The sequence below is a fragment of the Flavobacterium sp. genome (assembly GCF_049318325.1).
In the GTDB taxonomy this organism is placed as follows: Bacteria; Bacteroidota; Bacteroidia; order Flavobacteriales; family Flavobacteriaceae; genus Flavobacterium.
This window is the reverse complement of the sequence record NZ_JBMOGQ010000047.1, coordinates 1-15876: the sequence shown is the minus strand read 5'-3', so window position 1 is coordinate 15876 and position 15876 is coordinate 1. Positions and strand designations below refer to the sequence as shown.

Here is a 15876-nt window from a genome sequence, read left to right as displayed (position 1 = left end):
GCTTAATTTACGGACGGTTTCATCGTGAAACTCTCTAGCATTTGGTGCTTTATAAAAGTATAAATAGCCTCCAAACAATTCATCGGAACCTTCTCCCGATAATACCATTTTAATTCCCATTGATTTAATTACACGTGCCATCAAATACATTGGAGTGGAAGCTCTAATCGTAGTTACATCATAGGTTTCTATATTGTAAATCACATCGCGAACGGCATCCAAACCTTCTTGGATTGTGAACTTAATTTTGTGGTGTATTGTTCCCAAATGATCTGCTACTTTTTGTGCGGCTGCCAAATCTGGAGAGCCTTCTAAACCAACCGCAAACGAATGCAATTGCGGATACCAAGCATCTACAGTATCGCCTGATTCAATTCGTTTTTGCGCATATTTTTTAGCTATTGCCGAAGTAATAGAAGAATCTAATCCACCGGAAAGTAAAACGCCATATGGAACATCACTCATCAGTTGTCTGTGAACTGCTGCTTCTAAAGCGATTTTTATTTCTTCAATGCTGGTTGCATTTTCTTTTACGGCATCGTAATCGGTCCATTCTCTTTTATACCATTGAACAAATTCGCCATCTTTACTCGACATATAATGTCCCGGTGGAAATAATTGGATTTTGGAACAATAACCTTCTAACGCTTTTAATTCAGAAGCCACATAAAAAGTTCCATTTTGGTCCCAACCAATATACAACGGAATAATTCCCATGTGATCGCGTGCGATGAAATATTCATCTTTGGCTACATCATAAATGGCAAAGCCAAAAATACCGTTCATTTCATCTAGAAAGTGAACGCCTTTTTCTTTGTATAAAGCCAAAATAACTTCGCAGTCACTTTCGGTTTGGAATTTATAGTTGGATTCAAATTGCTTGCGTAACTCTCTGTGATTGTATATCTCTCCATTGGCTGCCAAAACTAAACTCTTGTCTTCGCTAAACAAGGGTTGTTTTCCTGAAGCTGGATCAACAATAGCTAAACGTTCGTGAGCCATAATTGCTTTATCGTTACTATAAATTCCACTCCAATCTGGACCGCGATGACGAATGATTTTCGACATTTCCAATACTTTTGGCCTTACCACTTCTGCTTTTTGTTTTAAATCGAAAGCACATACAATTCCGCACATTATCTTATTATTTTATTTTGTTAGGGCAAAGATGGTATATTAGTTATAAATGGAAAATATACTTAGTCATTTAATTATAAATTATAACTGAAAATATAAATACAATTATATTATGAAAGTATAAAACTTAAAAAATGTTGTTTGGAGTTAGAAAATGTTATATAACGCTTTCAATAGTATACGTTTTCTCATTCATATAAAATGAAAAACCAGTTTCATTCCTCATCAATTTACTACCTAATGGTGATTGTGCCGAAAGTGCAAAAATGGTTTTGTTTTCAATACTTAATTTTGGTAAAGCGGTACTAATGAATAATAACATTCCATTAGCTTTTACCAAACTTCCCAATGCAACTTTTTTATGTGTTTGGGAAGCATCAATTTTGTCTAGAATAGCTTTTTGTTCAAGGATTTCCTTGAGTTTATGATTGAGTTTTTCCTGCTCCAAATGCATCATTGAAAGTGCTGTTTCGTGTTTGTCTCCAGCCGAACCTTTCGCATCGTTTTGCGCATCTATAGTCAAACCTGAAATCATGTCCTGGAAAACATCTATTCGGTCCTGGACCATTTCTTTGTAGCGTTGGAGAATTTGTTGCTTTAATGTCATTTTATTTAACCGCAAAGTGCACAAGGTTTTACGCAAAGTTCGCCAAGAATTACTATTAAAAAAAACACTGCGTGCTTAGCGGATTCTTAGCGAACTTTGCGGTTAGGAAAATTAAAAATCAAATTTATAACTTGCTCCACCCAATATCTGTAAACCCTGCACCGGATAATTCAACCATCTTTGATAATCCTGATTGGCTAAATTGTTTCCTTTTAAGAAGAATGTCATACGATCACTGAATTTATATCCGACATGCGCATTTAAATCGAAATAGCTTTTTAACGTGATGTTCACATCATCTGGTAAGGGAGGAGTTACTGTCGATTGTTCAAAAACATCTTTTCTTTCTCCTACAAAGTACATGCTCGTTCCAGCGTAACATTTTGGTGTAATAGTAACATCAAGGGTTGTTGCTAGTCTAATTGCTGGTAAATTCCACGCTTCTTTTTCAACATCAGTAGAGAAACTACTAAACGTTCCGTTGATACCAAAAGAGACATTTTTAGAAAAATCAGCTTTCAATTCACCAAAGAAACTTAGCGTTTTTACTTTATCATATAATACGTCAAAGGAATTAGAATAAGTATATCCATCAGTATTAGCGTTAGATAGATTATAAATATTGCTTCTAAATAATGCTTTCCCATCTTCATTTTTGTAAGATCCGCGAATGTTATAACTAATACTGCTTGCCAACTTTCCTTTTAATCCAGCATAGACATCGAACTTCTGATTAGTAGGAGCAACAGCAAGTGTTGGGGAAACAAAGAAATTGTCTTGTACAAAATCATGATAGGAATTCTGCTGGAGTGTTCCTTCCAAACCAGCGTAGAAAATCATCAAATCACCAACAATTTTATACGAACCTGTAACCTGCGGATAAATAAAGAATTTGCTTTCTCCGGCTTCCTGTGTAGCGCTGTAGAAAAACCCAACTCCGGCATTCACTGTAAAATCTTCTTTTTGAATTTTAATACTTGGCTGAAATCCAACATTGGTAAAACCGTATTTTATGGAAGCTGTTTTGTCTAAATTCTGATCAAATGAACCACTGATATAATCAACTATAAAATCAGCTTTTATTTTATGTTCAATGATATCAAATTCCAAAGACGGTTTGGCTACAAAACGATTTTCGGCCGAACCAAAAGCATCCCAAAAACGAGTGAATCTAAACGAGCTTTCTTTTAGGATATTGTCTAATCCTAATCTACCACCTATATATAAAGTGTGATAGGTTTGCTGTTCTTCAATGGATGCAATAGTTGCGTCAGACAATAGCCCGGGATAAATTCCGTACCAATTGTATACTTGATTTTTATAACCCAAATCAGCATTCCATGACATTGCTTTAGTTCTGCTTCCGTAGGTTAAATCTAATGCTGTATTGAAGAATTTATCATCTAAAATAACATCTTTTATTCCGCCTTGCGATGAACTGTGACGTAACATACCTCCAAAATAATCGGTGTTGCTGATGTTTTCAGTAACAAAAAGTTCGGCGTTGATGATACCGAAATTTCCCGCTCCTAAAGACAAATAGTTACTGAATATTTTATCTTCAGCACTCTTATCAACATTAGCTGCTTTTCCTTTTGATGGTGCGAAAGTAGAAGCAACAGGAAAAGAGAAAATAGTGTAATGAATGTTCTCTTTTTTCTTAGTATCATCATCATCCAAAGTTGGTGTTTCTTTTACTTTAAAAGCATCAGAAACTGTTGGTGTATAAGGTTTCACCACGTTTACTACTTCGGTTCCAATGTTGTCGTCTTTCTTTTGCGCAATTGTCTTTTGGAAACTTCCCAAAAATAAAAAGGCTGCTATAGTATATTGAAATGTCTTTTTCATCTGATATTTAATTTTGGATAGAAGAATTCGTTTTAGAAATTTCGCCTTTAATGATGTTCAATTCGGTTTGCGCTTCGGCAACAACATCGACGAATTCCTTGAAATTTTTGATAACACTGTCTAAAATAGAAGTCGCGCTAAAATTATCTTTCAATTGGTAATAGTTTTTTGCCATCACTATCAACCCTTTGGCTCCAAAATATTTATAACCTGAATAATCTTTGGCTAATTTTTGAACTGTTTTATTAGATTCTTCAAACTTGCCATCTTTATTTTTAAAATGCGCCTCATAGTACAACGCTTCAGCAGCTAATTCTCCTTTGGCAATGGTTAATAATTTGGCGTAAGCCACTCTAGCTTTTTGTTCATCGTTCACTTTTATCGCAGCTCGGGCCACAATAATTTGAGCATCACTTTTTATTTTATTATCCGTTTTTGGATTTGCCAAAACTTTATCGGCATAAACAACTGCATTGGCATAATCTTTTTGGTCGTAGTACGAACGCATCAAGTTGGCTTGCGCAAAGGTTACGTTTTGTGGAAAATCAGCTTCGGTTTCCAAACGTTGCAGCACCGGAACCGCTTTCGTATAATCATCTTTTTTTAAATGAATTTCACATAAACGAGCTAATGATTGCTCGGTAAATTCGCTTCTTGGTTTGCTAATGACAAACTCATAATTTGGAACAGCATTGCTTTCGTTTCCGTCGGTATAAAGTGATTGTGCCAAATAGAAATTGGCTTTCAAAGAGTGAATTCCGTTTGGAAATTGGGAAACATAACCGCTCAAACTCGTTATAGCCTGCTTCGTATTGTTTTGTAAAAATTGCTTTTCAGCTGCTTCATAAGTGTCGTTATCTAAATCGGCATCAGACACTTCAACGAAATCTAATGTTCTAACCCAAGCCGCGTATTCGTTTACTTTTCCGTTATCCATATAAACCAATCTTGCTGTAGAAACTGCTTCCAAAGCTTCAGGAGTTCTCGGATATTTAGCGGCCACTTCTTTGAATTTAGCGATAGCCAAATCATCTTTCTGACCATTATAATAAATCAATCCCTGACGCAATATCGCTTTTGAAGCAAACGAACCGTTTTTGAATTCGCTCAATAACTGGTCATACGTATTAATTGCTAAATCGGTTTTATTTTCGGTAACGTATGTGTTCCCTAATTCGAACAAAGCATCATCACGATATTGTGAAGTTTTGAATTTTGCTAGAAACGAATTAAAATCATCAATTTTTTTAACGGTTTTACCCACAAATCCGTAGCTCAACGCTTTTTGGAAGGCAGCATAATCGGCATCAATACCTTTCATATCGATGGCTTTGTTGTAGGCATCCATCGCAGGCCAATACTTAGCAGAAACAAATCGTGAATCTCCTAATCTTAGATAAGCATCATTCAAACGCACTTTGTCATCTTTAGGGCCATCAACATATTTTTGAAAATAATTTCCGGCTTGATCGTACTCTTTTTGTTTAAAATAAGCATAAGCAATATTATAATTAATATTCTTGTTTTCCGGAGTGGTTATAGCTTCAGCCAAACTTTCAAATTGTTTAAAACTCTTTAAAGCATCAATAAAATTATCTAAACCATACTCGGTCTCCCCTTTCCAAAATGTTGCACGAGCCATTATTTTCTCATTTTTCTGATTGGCGATTGATTTCTTAAACATGCTCAATGCTTCCTGGTAATTTCCATCGGTATACAATTCAATTCCTCTATAAAATAATACTTTTTGGTAAGCTACTTTATTTTCAGGTGAATTGTTTTTTTCCAATAAGGTCAATGCATCTTTATAATTCTTAGAAGTGATATAAGAGTTAATCAATAAAGTTTCAATTTCTGTTTTGTTTGGAGAGTTTGGGTATTTATTCAAAAACGAAGTCAAAACATCGGGAACGCTTTGGAATGAATTCCCGATTTCGTAACTCAATTTAGCATAATTCAAATTTGCATCTTCTTGAATTTTTTTATCGAAATCCATTTCCGAAGCACTTTTGAAAGCGTTTAATGCTTGTTGTTTTTTATCAGTTTTGAAGTAGCATTCACCCAAATGGTAATAGGCGTTTTGAGCTACCGAATCTTTTCCGTCAATAATTTTACTGAACTGCGATATAGCATTTTCATAATCCTTTTGCATGTAATACGTATAACCTAATTGGTAAAAATCAGTATTATTCCACTTCCCTTTTTTGCCTTTGTATTCTTTTAAATAAGGTAAAGCTTTGTCGTATTGTTGTAAATTAAAATAACTTTCCCCAATGATTTTGTTCAATTCTGATTTTTCAGAAGCGTTTGATTTTGGCATGGCTGCGAGACCGGCATCAACGGCTTTTTGGAAACTTCCTTCCTTGAAAGCCATATCTGCTTTAAAATACGATAGTTTGTCCGTATACTTTTCTTCGCCTTCTACTTTTTGGAAATACTTATTAGCCTCTTGATAATTGTTTCCTTCATATTGCATAAATCCTAAATAATAATTGGCTTGCGTTCCATATGCTTTAGAATTAATTACTTTATTAAAATAATCGGCTGCTGTTTTTTTATCGCCTGCAGTGAAATATGTATATCCTTTTTGGAAAGTATATTTTTCAGTTTGCTCATAAGTCAGCTCATTCTCATCGACTTTGTCAAAATATTGTAACGCTTGAGTAAATTTTCCCTGTTCAAAATAATATTGTCCTACTTCTATGTAGGCTTGATTTGTTTTGGAACTTGTTGGATAATCCTTAATGAATTTTTCTATCAATTCATCCGCATTATTTTGGTTTAAATAAATGGCACAAATTCCAATATAGTAGGCACAGTCAGACTGAACATCTTGTGAATTATTGTTTTGCTTTACCTTTTCAAAAAGGATTTGAGCCGATTGATACTGCTTGTCTTTAAACAATTTAAACGCATTATCAAATTCAGACAAATTGTTAGTGTAAATGGCGGATTGTTGTCCAGAAGCAATAGGAATTCCAGCCATTAAAAACACAAAAAATAACATTAAAACGTTGCGCATAGTTTTTATTTTAATTTATTCAAAAATAGTATCCTAAATCCTATAACGTAAAAACAACTTCATTTATTATAAACATTGTTGTAAACATTTTTTATAGATGATAGATTACAGACAAAGAGATAATAGATACGCTATTATAGAACGCAAATTATTTGTCTATCATCTATCCTTCTATTTTCTATTTACTGAATATGCAATAAGTTATTTTAGAAAATAATTTTGAATACAAACCTTATCTTATTACATTTACCCAATAAACAAATTACCCATGTCAGAAACAGTTTTATCTCTAAAAAATGTAACGATTTATCAAGAAAATAGAGTGATATTATCAGAAATAAATCTTGAAGTTAAAGAAGGAGAATTCCTTTATATCATTGGCAAAACCGGAACTGGCAAAAGTAGCTTTATGAAAACGCTTTATGGCGATTTACCCTTATCTGTCGGTACTGGAAATATTGTTGGTTATGATTTATTAAATCTGAAAGAAAATGACATTCCGTTTTTGAGAAGAAAAATAGGGATTGTTTTTCAGGATTTTCAATTATTGCCTGACAGAAATGTAAACGAGAACATGTTGTTTGTATTAAAAGCAACTGGCTGGACAGACAAAACAGCCATGCAAGATAAAATTGACGATGTATTACAACGCGTTGGAATGGTTGGTTTAACTAATAAAATGCCTCACCAACTTTCAGGTGGAGAACAACAAAGAGTGGCTATTGCTCGTGCTTTATTGAACGATCCTGAATTAATCTTAGCTGATGAACCAACCGGAAATTTAGACCCACAAACAAGTGCTGAAGTTTTAGGTGTTTTGAAAAAAATTAATGAAAACGGAAAAACAGTGATCATGGCTACTCACGATTATGCAGTGATCATGAAATTCCCAGCCAAAACATTGAAATGCGAAGACAATACTATTTTTGAAGTAGTTCAAAAAACAGTTTAAGTCGCTTTTTTTCTGATATAAAATTAGCCAAAAGTAAGATCACAAAAGGGAAAGTCACGAGGTGAAATCTATCGCCCTGCCCACAGGAAATTCCGGATAAAATTATAATATACAAAATAAAGAAAGCTACAAAAAAAGTAGCTTTTCTTTGTTTATAGCCTTTATATAAAAATATGACTAACAGCAAAATGGCCAACACTGTAAAGATTCTGTTTTGCCATTTGGTAATACTGAAAATTAGTTTTTTCCAAAAAGGAAAATCGATCTTGCTTTCATAATTCTTTAAATCTTCGATGCATGCATTTCCAGTTTTGGAATTCTCTATAACATCAGAAAAATAGGCTTTCACCAAATTTAGAAAATTAGTCTTGATTTGGTGTTTTAAATCTTCTAATGCTGCTTTCTTCTGGTCTGTAAAATCCAAACCAAATAAATATTCTGCTCTTGGATTGTTGATTTGCTCGTATTCTTTTCCGGTTTTAAAACATTCGGCTTTGCTGCAGACATAATTGTGATAGGTTACTCCATCAATATAACTAATTGTAAAATCACCATATTGCGCTTTCATTCTCACAACTTGTATCGTTATCATTAAGAGACATCCGTAAAGAAAAATCATGCTTTTATGCTTATAGTTCTTCAAAATTTCTTTGACAAAAAACAGCAACAAAATAATCCCAAAAAACTTGGCTCCGGGTTTTATGAGCATGCTTGACAATACTAACGATATGGATAATGACAAACACCAGAACTTACCGGTTTTATCATATTGGAACAATAAATAAAAAGCAAGAATTGTAAAAAAAACAAATATATTTTCAGTTAGTATATGATAGTTCAAAATAATATTTCCCAGAATAAAGAAAGGCAGCATTGCAAACCAAAAAGCTACTTTTTCTTTGACAAAACTCTTCAAAATTTCAAATAAAACAATGGAAGTTCCAAGCCAGCAAAATACATTTACCACAAAACTCCATTCGAAAATACCCGCATCAGCACTTCCAAATAAATAGGGAATTCCGGTAATAAAAGCCATCAACATCGGACGGTAATAATGACCAGTAAATTTAAGATACATTTTTTGCGCTGACTCTAAATAGTTTGAACAATCAGGATAAATCAGCATTTGTTTGTCTAATTGCAATAGAAAGTTCATCACTTCCAAACAACACAAACCCACAAAAATGATTAGAAAATGGTATTTATATTTTTTAAAAAAACTCATACTTGCTGAAAAATATATTTTCTTTGTAAATATATTATTTAATTCTGTTTACTGAATGATTTCAATTCTAATTCCTAGCTATAACTACAACACTTTGCCTTTGGTAGAAGAATTGCACAATCAAGCCATTTTGGAAAATATTACATTTGAAATCATTGTTCAGGATGATGCTTCATCTCTTAACGAAATAACTCAAACAAATAACAAAATCAATCAGATTACATATTGTAGGTTCGTGCGCAATGAAACAACTCTTGGACGTGGACAAAATAGAAATTCATTGGTTGCAAAAGCTCTATATTCTTGGTTAATTTTTTTAGATTGTGATACATTTCCGCAACATAAAAACTTTATCAGAAACTATATTGAGGCTATTAAAATTGAAAATATAGAGGCAGTTTACGGAGGAATAATCTATCAGAAGCAGCATCCTAATCCGAGCGAAATGCTCCGTTGGGTTTATGGCAAAAAAAGGGAAGAAATTCCATTGAAAAGAAGGCTTAATCATCCATACAAACATTCGCTAATGTCTAATTTTTTGATAAAGAAAGTAATTATACAAAAATATCCTTTCGATGATAAGTTATTTCAATACGGTTATGAAGATGTTGTTCTAATTCAGGAATTACAGCGAAATGCTGTTCCCATTGCCCAAATCGAAAATGCTGCATATCATTTACAACTCGAAGATTCTGTTATTTTTTTAGAGAAAACGAAGCATTCTTTAGCAAATTTAAAAATGCTTACAGACCAAAACGTTTTTGATAATGCCAACTCTTCATTGTTAAGAACTTATCAACTTATTTCAAAAATGGGCATGCGGAATTTAGTTGCCATTACCTTTAAAAAAACAGAAGCTTTTTTGACCAAAAATTTGCTCTCTGAAAGTCCATCATTATTATTATTCCTATTGTATAAATTAGGTTATTTTTGTCAACTAAATTCTCGTTAATGCCTTGTTTTTCAATAGTCATACCCGTTTACAACAAAGAAAAATTTGTCGCCAAAACAATAGAAAGTGTTTTGAGCCAGACATTTACTGACTATGAAATAATCATTGTAAATGATGGTTCAACCGATCAAAGCGAAGCCAAAATTTCAACATTTAGAGACAACCGAATTAAATATTATTCCAAAAAAAATGAAGGTGTTGCTCTTGCCAGAAACTTTGGAATACAAAAAGCAACCGCTGATTATATTTGCTTCTTAGATGCAGATGATTATTGGTATCCCAACTTTTTAGAAACTATGCAACGCTATAGTTTAGAACTTTCTGAACAAAAAGTTTTTGCTGCTGCTATAGAAATTGAAACCAAAAGCAAATCCATTCCGGCGCGCTATTCTATTGAGTCAACATCAGATTTTAAAATAGTGAATTTCTTTAATGCCAGCCAAAAAGAATGTGTATTGTGGACATCGAGTGTTTGCATTCACAAAAGTGTTTTTGAGAAAGTGGGCGACTTTGACACCAAAATAAAACACGGTGAAGACACTGAATTGTGGATTAGAATTGGGCTACAGTTCCCGATTGTTTTTATACGCAAAATACTGGCGCGCTATGTTTATGACGACAAAAGCATTTCCCGAAATACTAACTATTATTTTGAGCAATATACTTTCGATAAATATGCTTTAGAAGAAAAGAATAATTCTGCGTTGAAAAAATATATGGATTTAAATCGGTTTTCGGCTGTGATAAAATGCAACCTTCATGGTCATTGGAAAATAGCACAAGAAATTTATTCCGAAATCGATTTAAAAAATCTAAGTTTTAAAAAGAGAATATTGCTTGAATTACCTCCAATCATGTTAAAACCGTTAATCCGTTTGCAACATTTTTTAGGAAATTCCGTTTTTAGATAATTTGAAATCTTCAAAATCACGGATATAATCTTCCTCTGCAAAAACATCAGAAGCTAAAACCAAACAAACTGAACCCGAAGAAAAGTTCTCCAGTTCCCGCCAAATACCATTTGGAATCAATAACCCAACGTTAGGTTTATTCAATGTAACTGTTTTTTGTTCGTTTCCGTCATTAACAATCACATCAAAACTACCGCTCAAAGCTACCAAAAGTTCCTGGCAATCTTTGTGCGAATGTCCTCCACGTGTACCGCCACTCGGAATATCATAAAGATAATAAATGCGCTTCATTTCAAATGGAACCGCATTTCCTTCTATAACCGAAAGGTTGCCTCTTGTATCGTGCACTTTGGCAATATCAATTATCTGAACGTCGTTTATGTTTGTCATTTTTCGGATAATAATTGTTTCCATTGTTGCGCAATGGTTGTCAAAGATAAATGTTCTACACTTTTTAGCGCATTATTTTTACAAGTTTGATACAGCTTTTCATTTTCAATCAATGTTTTTATCGCTGCAGATAAAAGAACATCATCATTATTTGGAACTAATAATCCGTTAACATTATTTTGGATGATTTCATTTGGCCCGGTTTCGCAATCAACGGAAATTACTGGAATTCCAACTGCCAATGATTCAATAATCGCCATAGGAAATCCTTCAAAATGGCTGGTTAAAATGGTGCATCTTGCATACTGGATGTAAGGTGTAATGTTTTTTTGAAAAGGTAAAACCTGAACATGATTTTTCAGTTGCAATGCTGCTATTTTTGTTAAAATAAAATCCTTGTCTGAACCATCGCCAATAATGAGCAATTTGGTTCCATCTTCATAAACTTTTGATTTTGAAAATGCATTTAACAGTAAGCTGAAGTTTTTAATTTTTTCTTCCAGTCTGCCAAAAAACAAAATATAATTTTCAGGAACAGCGGCTGGTTTTTCAGTAACTTTTTCAGGAAAAACAATTGGATTATAAATGGTTTTTGTATTGGTGAATTGGTATTTTTTCTTAAGTTTTTCTTGTATTTCGCTTGACACACAAACTAATTTGGTTGCTTTCCCAAAAATATATTTTGCCCAAAAAACAGAATTCGTCAAATACATTTGCAGATTAGAACTATGGAAGAAATAATACACTTTACGGTTACCGTAAATCCATTTGGTAAATAATTCTCTAGCTATTGTTGGTCTGGAGCGATTGTCAACGACCATTTGAATATCATTTTCATAAAGATACTTTGCAATATGTTTTCCTTTTTTTATCGCTCTGAAAATTCCTTTTTCATTGGCAAACAGCTTACCTAAATTGACTAAAGTTCCTTTGTAATCATAATCAACATGATCTAGAATTATAATGTTATGAACTTCATAACCCAAGTCGTGTAACATAAAACTCAACAAACCTGCAAAACGTTCAGCTCCGCCAACACCAAGTGAAGCAGAAACTATAGCGATTTTGTTGTTGTTTTTCATTTGTTAGTTATATTGCAGTTATATTTGGCAAAACGGAATAAATTTACTTTGTAAATATATATTGAAAAATTTAAATGGAGTTTACTTCTTCCCTAGGCAATAATTTTTTTCAGAAGAAAGATAACAAGATAATGAAGATTTTACTCATTGGAGAATACAGTAGATTGCACAATTCCTTAAAAGAAGGTTTACAAAAGCTTGGAAACGATGTAACCATTTTGGGTTTTAAAGATGGTTTCAAAGACTTTTCGGTTGATTATCCTTTGGAGAAAAAATGGGATTCGGGATTTCAAAAAAAAATTAAACTGGCGCTTTTAATCTTCACCGGTTTTGATATTTCTTCCTATTTAACCTATAGACAATTCTGGAAAAAAAGAAACAAATTCAAAGATTATGACTTTGTTCAATTGATAAATGAGAATAGCTTTTTTTGTGATTATAAACATGAGAAAAAGATTTTGAAATACTTATTTAAACACAACAAAAAAGTATTTCTTCTTTCGGCTGGCGATGATTATAGGTATGTAAATTACAACTTTAAGCATCCCGAAAATCCGTCGATTGTACAGCCTTATTTAGCCGGAAAAATTGCAGACAAAGATTTTTCGAATGTGTTAAAATTCAGAACCAAATCTTTTGAAAAACTCCATCAGTACATTTATGAAAACGTCCAAGGTGTAATTGCTACCGATATGGATTATCATATTCCGTTGCAAAATCATCCTAAGTATTTGGGTTTAATTCCAAGTCCGATGAACATTGATAAATTTACGATAAGCGAATTAATAATAACTGATAAAATTGTCATTTTCCATGGCATCAACAGAGAAAGTTATTTCAAAAAGGGAAATGATTTTTTTGAGAAAGCTCTGGGAATTATCAAAGATAAATATGGAAACAAGATTGAAATTTTAACTGCAGAAAATGTTGCCTACGAACAATACATTAACTTATATGACAAAGCAAATATTGTATTAGATCAATTGTATGGTCACGACCAAGGCAGCAACGGACTTGAGTCGATGGCGAAAGGGAAAGCTGTTTTTACAAATGCAAGTGATGTTTTTGAAAAGCAGTATAATCTAACTGAAAAAGTAGCCATAAATGGCTTGCCCGATGTGGACTATTTGGTAAAAGAATTGTCTTTTTTAATTGAAAATCCAAATGAAATAATAGCACTGGGAAAACGAGCAAGAATTTTTATAGAAAGGGAACATGATTACGTTAGAATAGCATCAAATTATCTAGCATTATGGCAGAAAGCTAACCCTTAAAAAAGAGTTTTCTAAACATGAATAAAACCAATACTAAACAAACAAGATTAGCATAGAAATAAGCTTGTAAAACACCTTCAACTGAAAACTTTTTCATCGAATAAACAGCTAACAAAAAATAGGATAAGTTAAAGGCTATTTCTCCTATAAAATATCTCTTTATCATCGTTTTTACAACAATTTGGAAACCAAAAGCCAATGTGATTATCTTGATAAAATCGCCAGCCAATTGCCAAATTAATAATTCATTAATACCCGAAAACTCTCGGGTAAAAGCCACATTAAGAATAATGCTTTTTGCAAAATAAATTACGATAAGCATTAACAAAAACAGCGGAACAAAGATTTTAAAATAGGATTTCAATTCTGCTTTAAACTCTTTTTCCGTATGGATTGAAGCCAATTTTGGCATATAATACAAGGACAAACCTGAACTAAAAAACATCATATAAAAACTAGACAATCTGTTTACCGCGTCCCAAATTCCGGCATCGTTAATAGAATAATTTTGAACAATTTGATTTCGGATAAACAACAAAGTTATTGGAACAATTACTGCGCTCAACAATGCCATAACAGAAAATTTCTTGATGACATTAATATAATTCTTACTCATGATTTTATGCAAATCAAATTTGAAATAATCACTGTCGTTTCTAACAAACAAAAAGGTAACCAACACCATTAAAAATTCTCCAATTGCTATAGATAAAAGTCCTCCAGAAATATTTTGTTTCCAAATCAAAAAAGCGGTCAGTACAAAAACTAAAATATTGGATATTATTTGAATTATAACAATGCTTTTATATTTTTCTAAGCCATTATAAATAGCTATCCAAAACGTATTGATAACCATAAATGGCAGTAAGATTCCAAAAAATCGTATTGGCATTGTATAGTTATTTGTATAAAATAAAAAGCCTGAAATTGGTGCGGCAAATACCAAAATTAGCAATGCTAATATGGCAGAAACAAATAAAAACACCCAAAAAAAAGTAGAATAAATAACCGAAAGTTCCTTTTTATCTTCTTTGTTTTCGACAAATAACTTGACAATAGAATTATTAATGCCGAGCGTTGCCACTGATTTAATCATTAAGGCAAAGTTTCTGAAACTTCCTGTCAAAGCCATACCCGATGTTCCTAGAAAAATAGAAATTATTTTAGAAGAAAAAATACCTAAAACAAAACTCACCGCTACTGAAATAGAATTCAGCGACAAAACCTTTAATAGTGTATTTTGCTTAATAAATTTCAATTTAAAGATTTCTGATTACGCGAGCTGGACTTCCTGCAGCAAAAACATTAGGTGGAATATCTTTAGTAACAACTGAACACGCCCCAATTACAGAATTATCTCCAATGGTTACGCCTTTAAAAACAACCGAATTATAGTAAATAATAACATTATTTCCAATTGTAATTGGAGCAGATTTGATGTCGCCAGTCATTCTTTTTCCAGGATTAAGATCGTGTCCATCAGTATCAACCAGCATACAATTTATACCAATCATGACATCATTTCCAATATTTATTTTTGAAACTGCCTGAACTGTTGAACCATTTGCCATAACAACATTATGACCAAAATTAACTTCACTATCTTCATACATTGAAAGAATGTAATTATAGGATGAATAGGTATGATGTGCTGCACTCACTCCATTTTGAAAATTAGTACCAAACTTAATTTTACCTCTTCCGTTTAACAAAAGTGGTATGTATAAATTAGGTTTTCCGGAAATACGCTTGCAATCAGAAAGCAGCTTGAATTTCCAAATTCTTAAAGTAACAAAAAATAAAAATTTTATTTTATTAAAAATTCCCATTAATACTGATTTAAAATATTAATAATATTATCAACCTCTTCATTAGTCATTACTGGACTTATTGGCAAACTTACTACTTCCTGATGAATTTTTTCGGTTATTGGATACGAAAGCGAACTCCATCCCGAAGTTTCGTTTATAAAAGCTTTTTGTTTGTGTGGTGCAATTGGATAATGAATTAGAGTTTCTATATTATTTTGTTTTAAATAAGATTGAAGTCTATCTCTTTCTGAAGTTCGGACAACAAATAAATGAAACACATGATTTCCTAACAAATCCCATGTTGGCAGAATTATTTTCTCATTTTTGATTTCTGCTAAATACCGTTTAGCAATTGCTTGTCGGGTATTATTTTCTTTATCCAAATTGGGTAATTTTACGTTTAAAAAAACTGCTTGTAATTCGTCCAAACGTGAGTTTACTCCAATGTATTCATTATGATATTTTTGTTCCGAGCCATAATTTCGCATAGCGGAAATCACTTTAGCTAAAGCATCGTCATTGGTGGTTATCGCACCAGCATCACCCAAAGCACCAAGATTTTTTCCTGGATAAAAACTAAATGCCGACGCATCAGCTAAATTTCCTGCTTTTTTATGATTAGAAACTGCCCCATGCGATTGCGCTGCGTCTTCTATTACCAATAA

At 32.7% G+C, this 15876-nt stretch carries 14 protein-coding genes; 4 read left to right on the top strand and 10 right to left on the bottom strand.

The genetic code is table 11. The features are described 5' to 3' along the window. The 4 genes from asnB to ACOYLP_RS06060 form a co-directional block, all read right to left on the bottom strand. Positions 1-1137: asparagine synthase B (asnB, locus tag ACOYLP_RS06075; protein ID WP_422855287.1), on the bottom strand; the 1137-nt coding region annotated here is incomplete at its 3' end. A gap of 157 nt (positions 1138-1294) precedes the next feature. Continuing rightward, positions 1295-1744, bottom strand: a complete 450-nt coding sequence (locus ACOYLP_RS06070) for a hypothetical protein (RefSeq protein ID WP_422855286.1) — start codon at positions 1742-1744, stop codon at positions 1295-1297. A 111-nt stretch (positions 1745-1855) separates the two neighbouring features. Beyond that, positions 1856-3592 carry a TonB-dependent receptor gene (locus tag ACOYLP_RS06065; protein WP_422855285.1) on the bottom strand — a complete coding sequence of 579 codons (1737 nt, stop codon included), beginning with the start codon at positions 3590-3592 and terminating at the stop codon, positions 1856-1858. 7 nt (positions 3593-3599) lie between these two features. Further along, positions 3600-6614: a tetratricopeptide repeat protein gene (locus tag ACOYLP_RS06060; protein ID WP_422855283.1), complete on the bottom strand. Its 3015-nt coding sequence runs from the start codon at positions 6612-6614 to the stop codon at positions 3600-3602. A 268-nt stretch (positions 6615-6882) separates the two neighbouring features. On the opposite strand from ACOYLP_RS06060, the gene ACOYLP_RS06055 reads away from it, so the two are divergent. Beyond that, a complete protein-coding gene (locus ACOYLP_RS06055) occupies positions 6883-7566 on the top strand; it encodes a cell division ATP-binding protein FtsE (RefSeq protein WP_422855282.1) in 684 nt (227 codons plus the stop codon). Here ACOYLP_RS06055 and ACOYLP_RS06050 read toward each other — a convergent pair. Further along, positions 7535-8791: a hypothetical protein gene (locus ACOYLP_RS06050; protein WP_422855281.1), complete on the bottom strand. Its 1257-nt coding sequence runs from the start codon at positions 8789-8791 to the stop codon at positions 7535-7537. The genes ACOYLP_RS06055 and ACOYLP_RS06050 overlap by 32 nt on opposite strands. A gap of 55 nt (positions 8792-8846) precedes the next feature. Between ACOYLP_RS06050 and ACOYLP_RS06045 the strand changes: the two genes are divergently transcribed. Together ACOYLP_RS06045 and ACOYLP_RS06040 are read left to right on the top strand one after the other, a co-directional pair. Continuing rightward, positions 8847-9743: a glycosyltransferase family 2 protein gene (locus ACOYLP_RS06045; protein ID WP_422855280.1), complete on the top strand. Its 897-nt coding sequence runs from the start codon at positions 8847-8849 to the stop codon at positions 9741-9743. Continuing rightward, entirely contained in the window at positions 9743-10654 is a 912-nt protein-coding gene (locus tag ACOYLP_RS06040; RefSeq protein ID WP_422855279.1) for a glycosyltransferase family 2 protein, read from the top strand. The genes ACOYLP_RS06045 and ACOYLP_RS06040 overlap by 1 nt, the downstream gene beginning before the upstream one ends. Here the strand turns inward: ACOYLP_RS06040 and ACOYLP_RS06035 are convergent. Further along, entirely contained in the window at positions 10631-11044 is a 414-nt protein-coding gene (locus tag ACOYLP_RS06035) for a sugar 3,4-ketoisomerase (protein ID WP_422855278.1), read from the bottom strand. The genes ACOYLP_RS06040 and ACOYLP_RS06035 overlap by 24 nt on opposite strands. Then, positions 11041-12126, bottom strand: a complete 1086-nt coding sequence (locus tag ACOYLP_RS06030; RefSeq protein WP_422855277.1) for a glycosyltransferase — start codon at positions 12124-12126, stop codon at positions 11041-11043. Before ACOYLP_RS06030 ends, ACOYLP_RS06035 begins: the two co-directional genes overlap by 4 nt. Before the next feature lie 131 nt (positions 12127-12257). Here ACOYLP_RS06030 and ACOYLP_RS06025 point away from each other — a divergent pair, with 131 nt between their 5' ends. Beyond that, positions 12258-13400: a glycosyltransferase gene (locus tag ACOYLP_RS06025; RefSeq protein WP_422855276.1), complete on the top strand. Its 1143-nt coding sequence runs from the start codon at positions 12258-12260 to the stop codon at positions 13398-13400. On the opposite strand, the gene ACOYLP_RS06020 is transcribed toward ACOYLP_RS06025, so the two are convergent. From ACOYLP_RS06020 to ACOYLP_RS06010, 3 genes are all read right to left on the bottom strand, one after another. Beyond that, positions 13390-14658 carry an O-antigen translocase gene (locus ACOYLP_RS06020; protein ID WP_422855275.1) on the bottom strand — a complete coding sequence of 423 codons (1269 nt, stop codon included), beginning with the start codon at positions 14656-14658 and terminating at the stop codon, positions 13390-13392. The two genes, ACOYLP_RS06025 and ACOYLP_RS06020, sit on opposite strands and share 11 nt — an antisense overlap. Before the next feature lies 1 nt (position 14659). Then, positions 14660-15229, bottom strand: coding sequence for an acyltransferase (locus ACOYLP_RS06015; RefSeq protein ID WP_422855274.1), 570 nt, complete (start codon positions 15227-15229; stop codon positions 14660-14662). Beyond that, positions 15229-15876: DegT/DnrJ/EryC1/StrS family aminotransferase (locus tag ACOYLP_RS06010; RefSeq protein WP_422855273.1), on the bottom strand; the 648-nt coding region annotated here is incomplete at its 5' end. The genes ACOYLP_RS06010 and ACOYLP_RS06015, both read right to left, overlap by 1 nt.

Bases quoted from the DNA above. Each gene is read 5' to 3' on its own strand.
- ACOYLP_RS06070 (WP_422855286.1), bottom strand. From the start codon at position 1,744: ATGACATTAAAGCAACAAATTCTCCAACGCTACAAAGAAATGGTCCAG.
- ACOYLP_RS06065 (WP_422855285.1), bottom strand. From the start codon at position 3,592: ATGAAAAAGACATTTCAATATACTATAGCAGCCTTTTTATTTTTGGGA.
- ACOYLP_RS06060 (WP_422855283.1), bottom strand. From the start codon at position 6,614: ATGCGCAACGTTTTAATGTTATTTTTTGTGTTTTTAATGGCTGGAATT.
- ACOYLP_RS06055 (WP_422855282.1), top strand. From the start codon at position 6,883: ATGTCAGAAACAGTTTTATCTCTAAAAAATGTAACGATTTATCAAGAA.
- ACOYLP_RS06050 (WP_422855281.1), bottom strand. From the start codon at position 8,791: ATGAGTTTTTTTAAAAAATATAAATACCATTTTCTAATCATTTTTGTG.
- ACOYLP_RS06045 (WP_422855280.1), top strand. From the start codon at position 8,847: ATGATTTCAATTCTAATTCCTAGCTATAACTACAACACTTTGCCTTTG.
- ACOYLP_RS06040 (WP_422855279.1), top strand. From the start codon at position 9,743: ATGCCTTGTTTTTCAATAGTCATACCCGTTTACAACAAAGAAAAATTT.
- ACOYLP_RS06035 (WP_422855278.1), bottom strand. From the start codon at position 11,044: ATGACAAACATAAACGACGTTCAGATAATTGATATTGCCAAAGTGCAC.
- ACOYLP_RS06030 (WP_422855277.1), bottom strand. From the start codon at position 12,126: ATGAAAAACAACAACAAAATCGCTATAGTTTCTGCTTCACTTGGTGTT.
- ACOYLP_RS06025 (WP_422855276.1), top strand. From the start codon at position 12,258: ATGAAGATTTTACTCATTGGAGAATACAGTAGATTGCACAATTCCTTA.
- ACOYLP_RS06015 (WP_422855274.1), bottom strand. From the start codon at position 15,229: ATGGGAATTTTTAATAAAATAAAATTTTTATTTTTTGTTACTTTAAGA.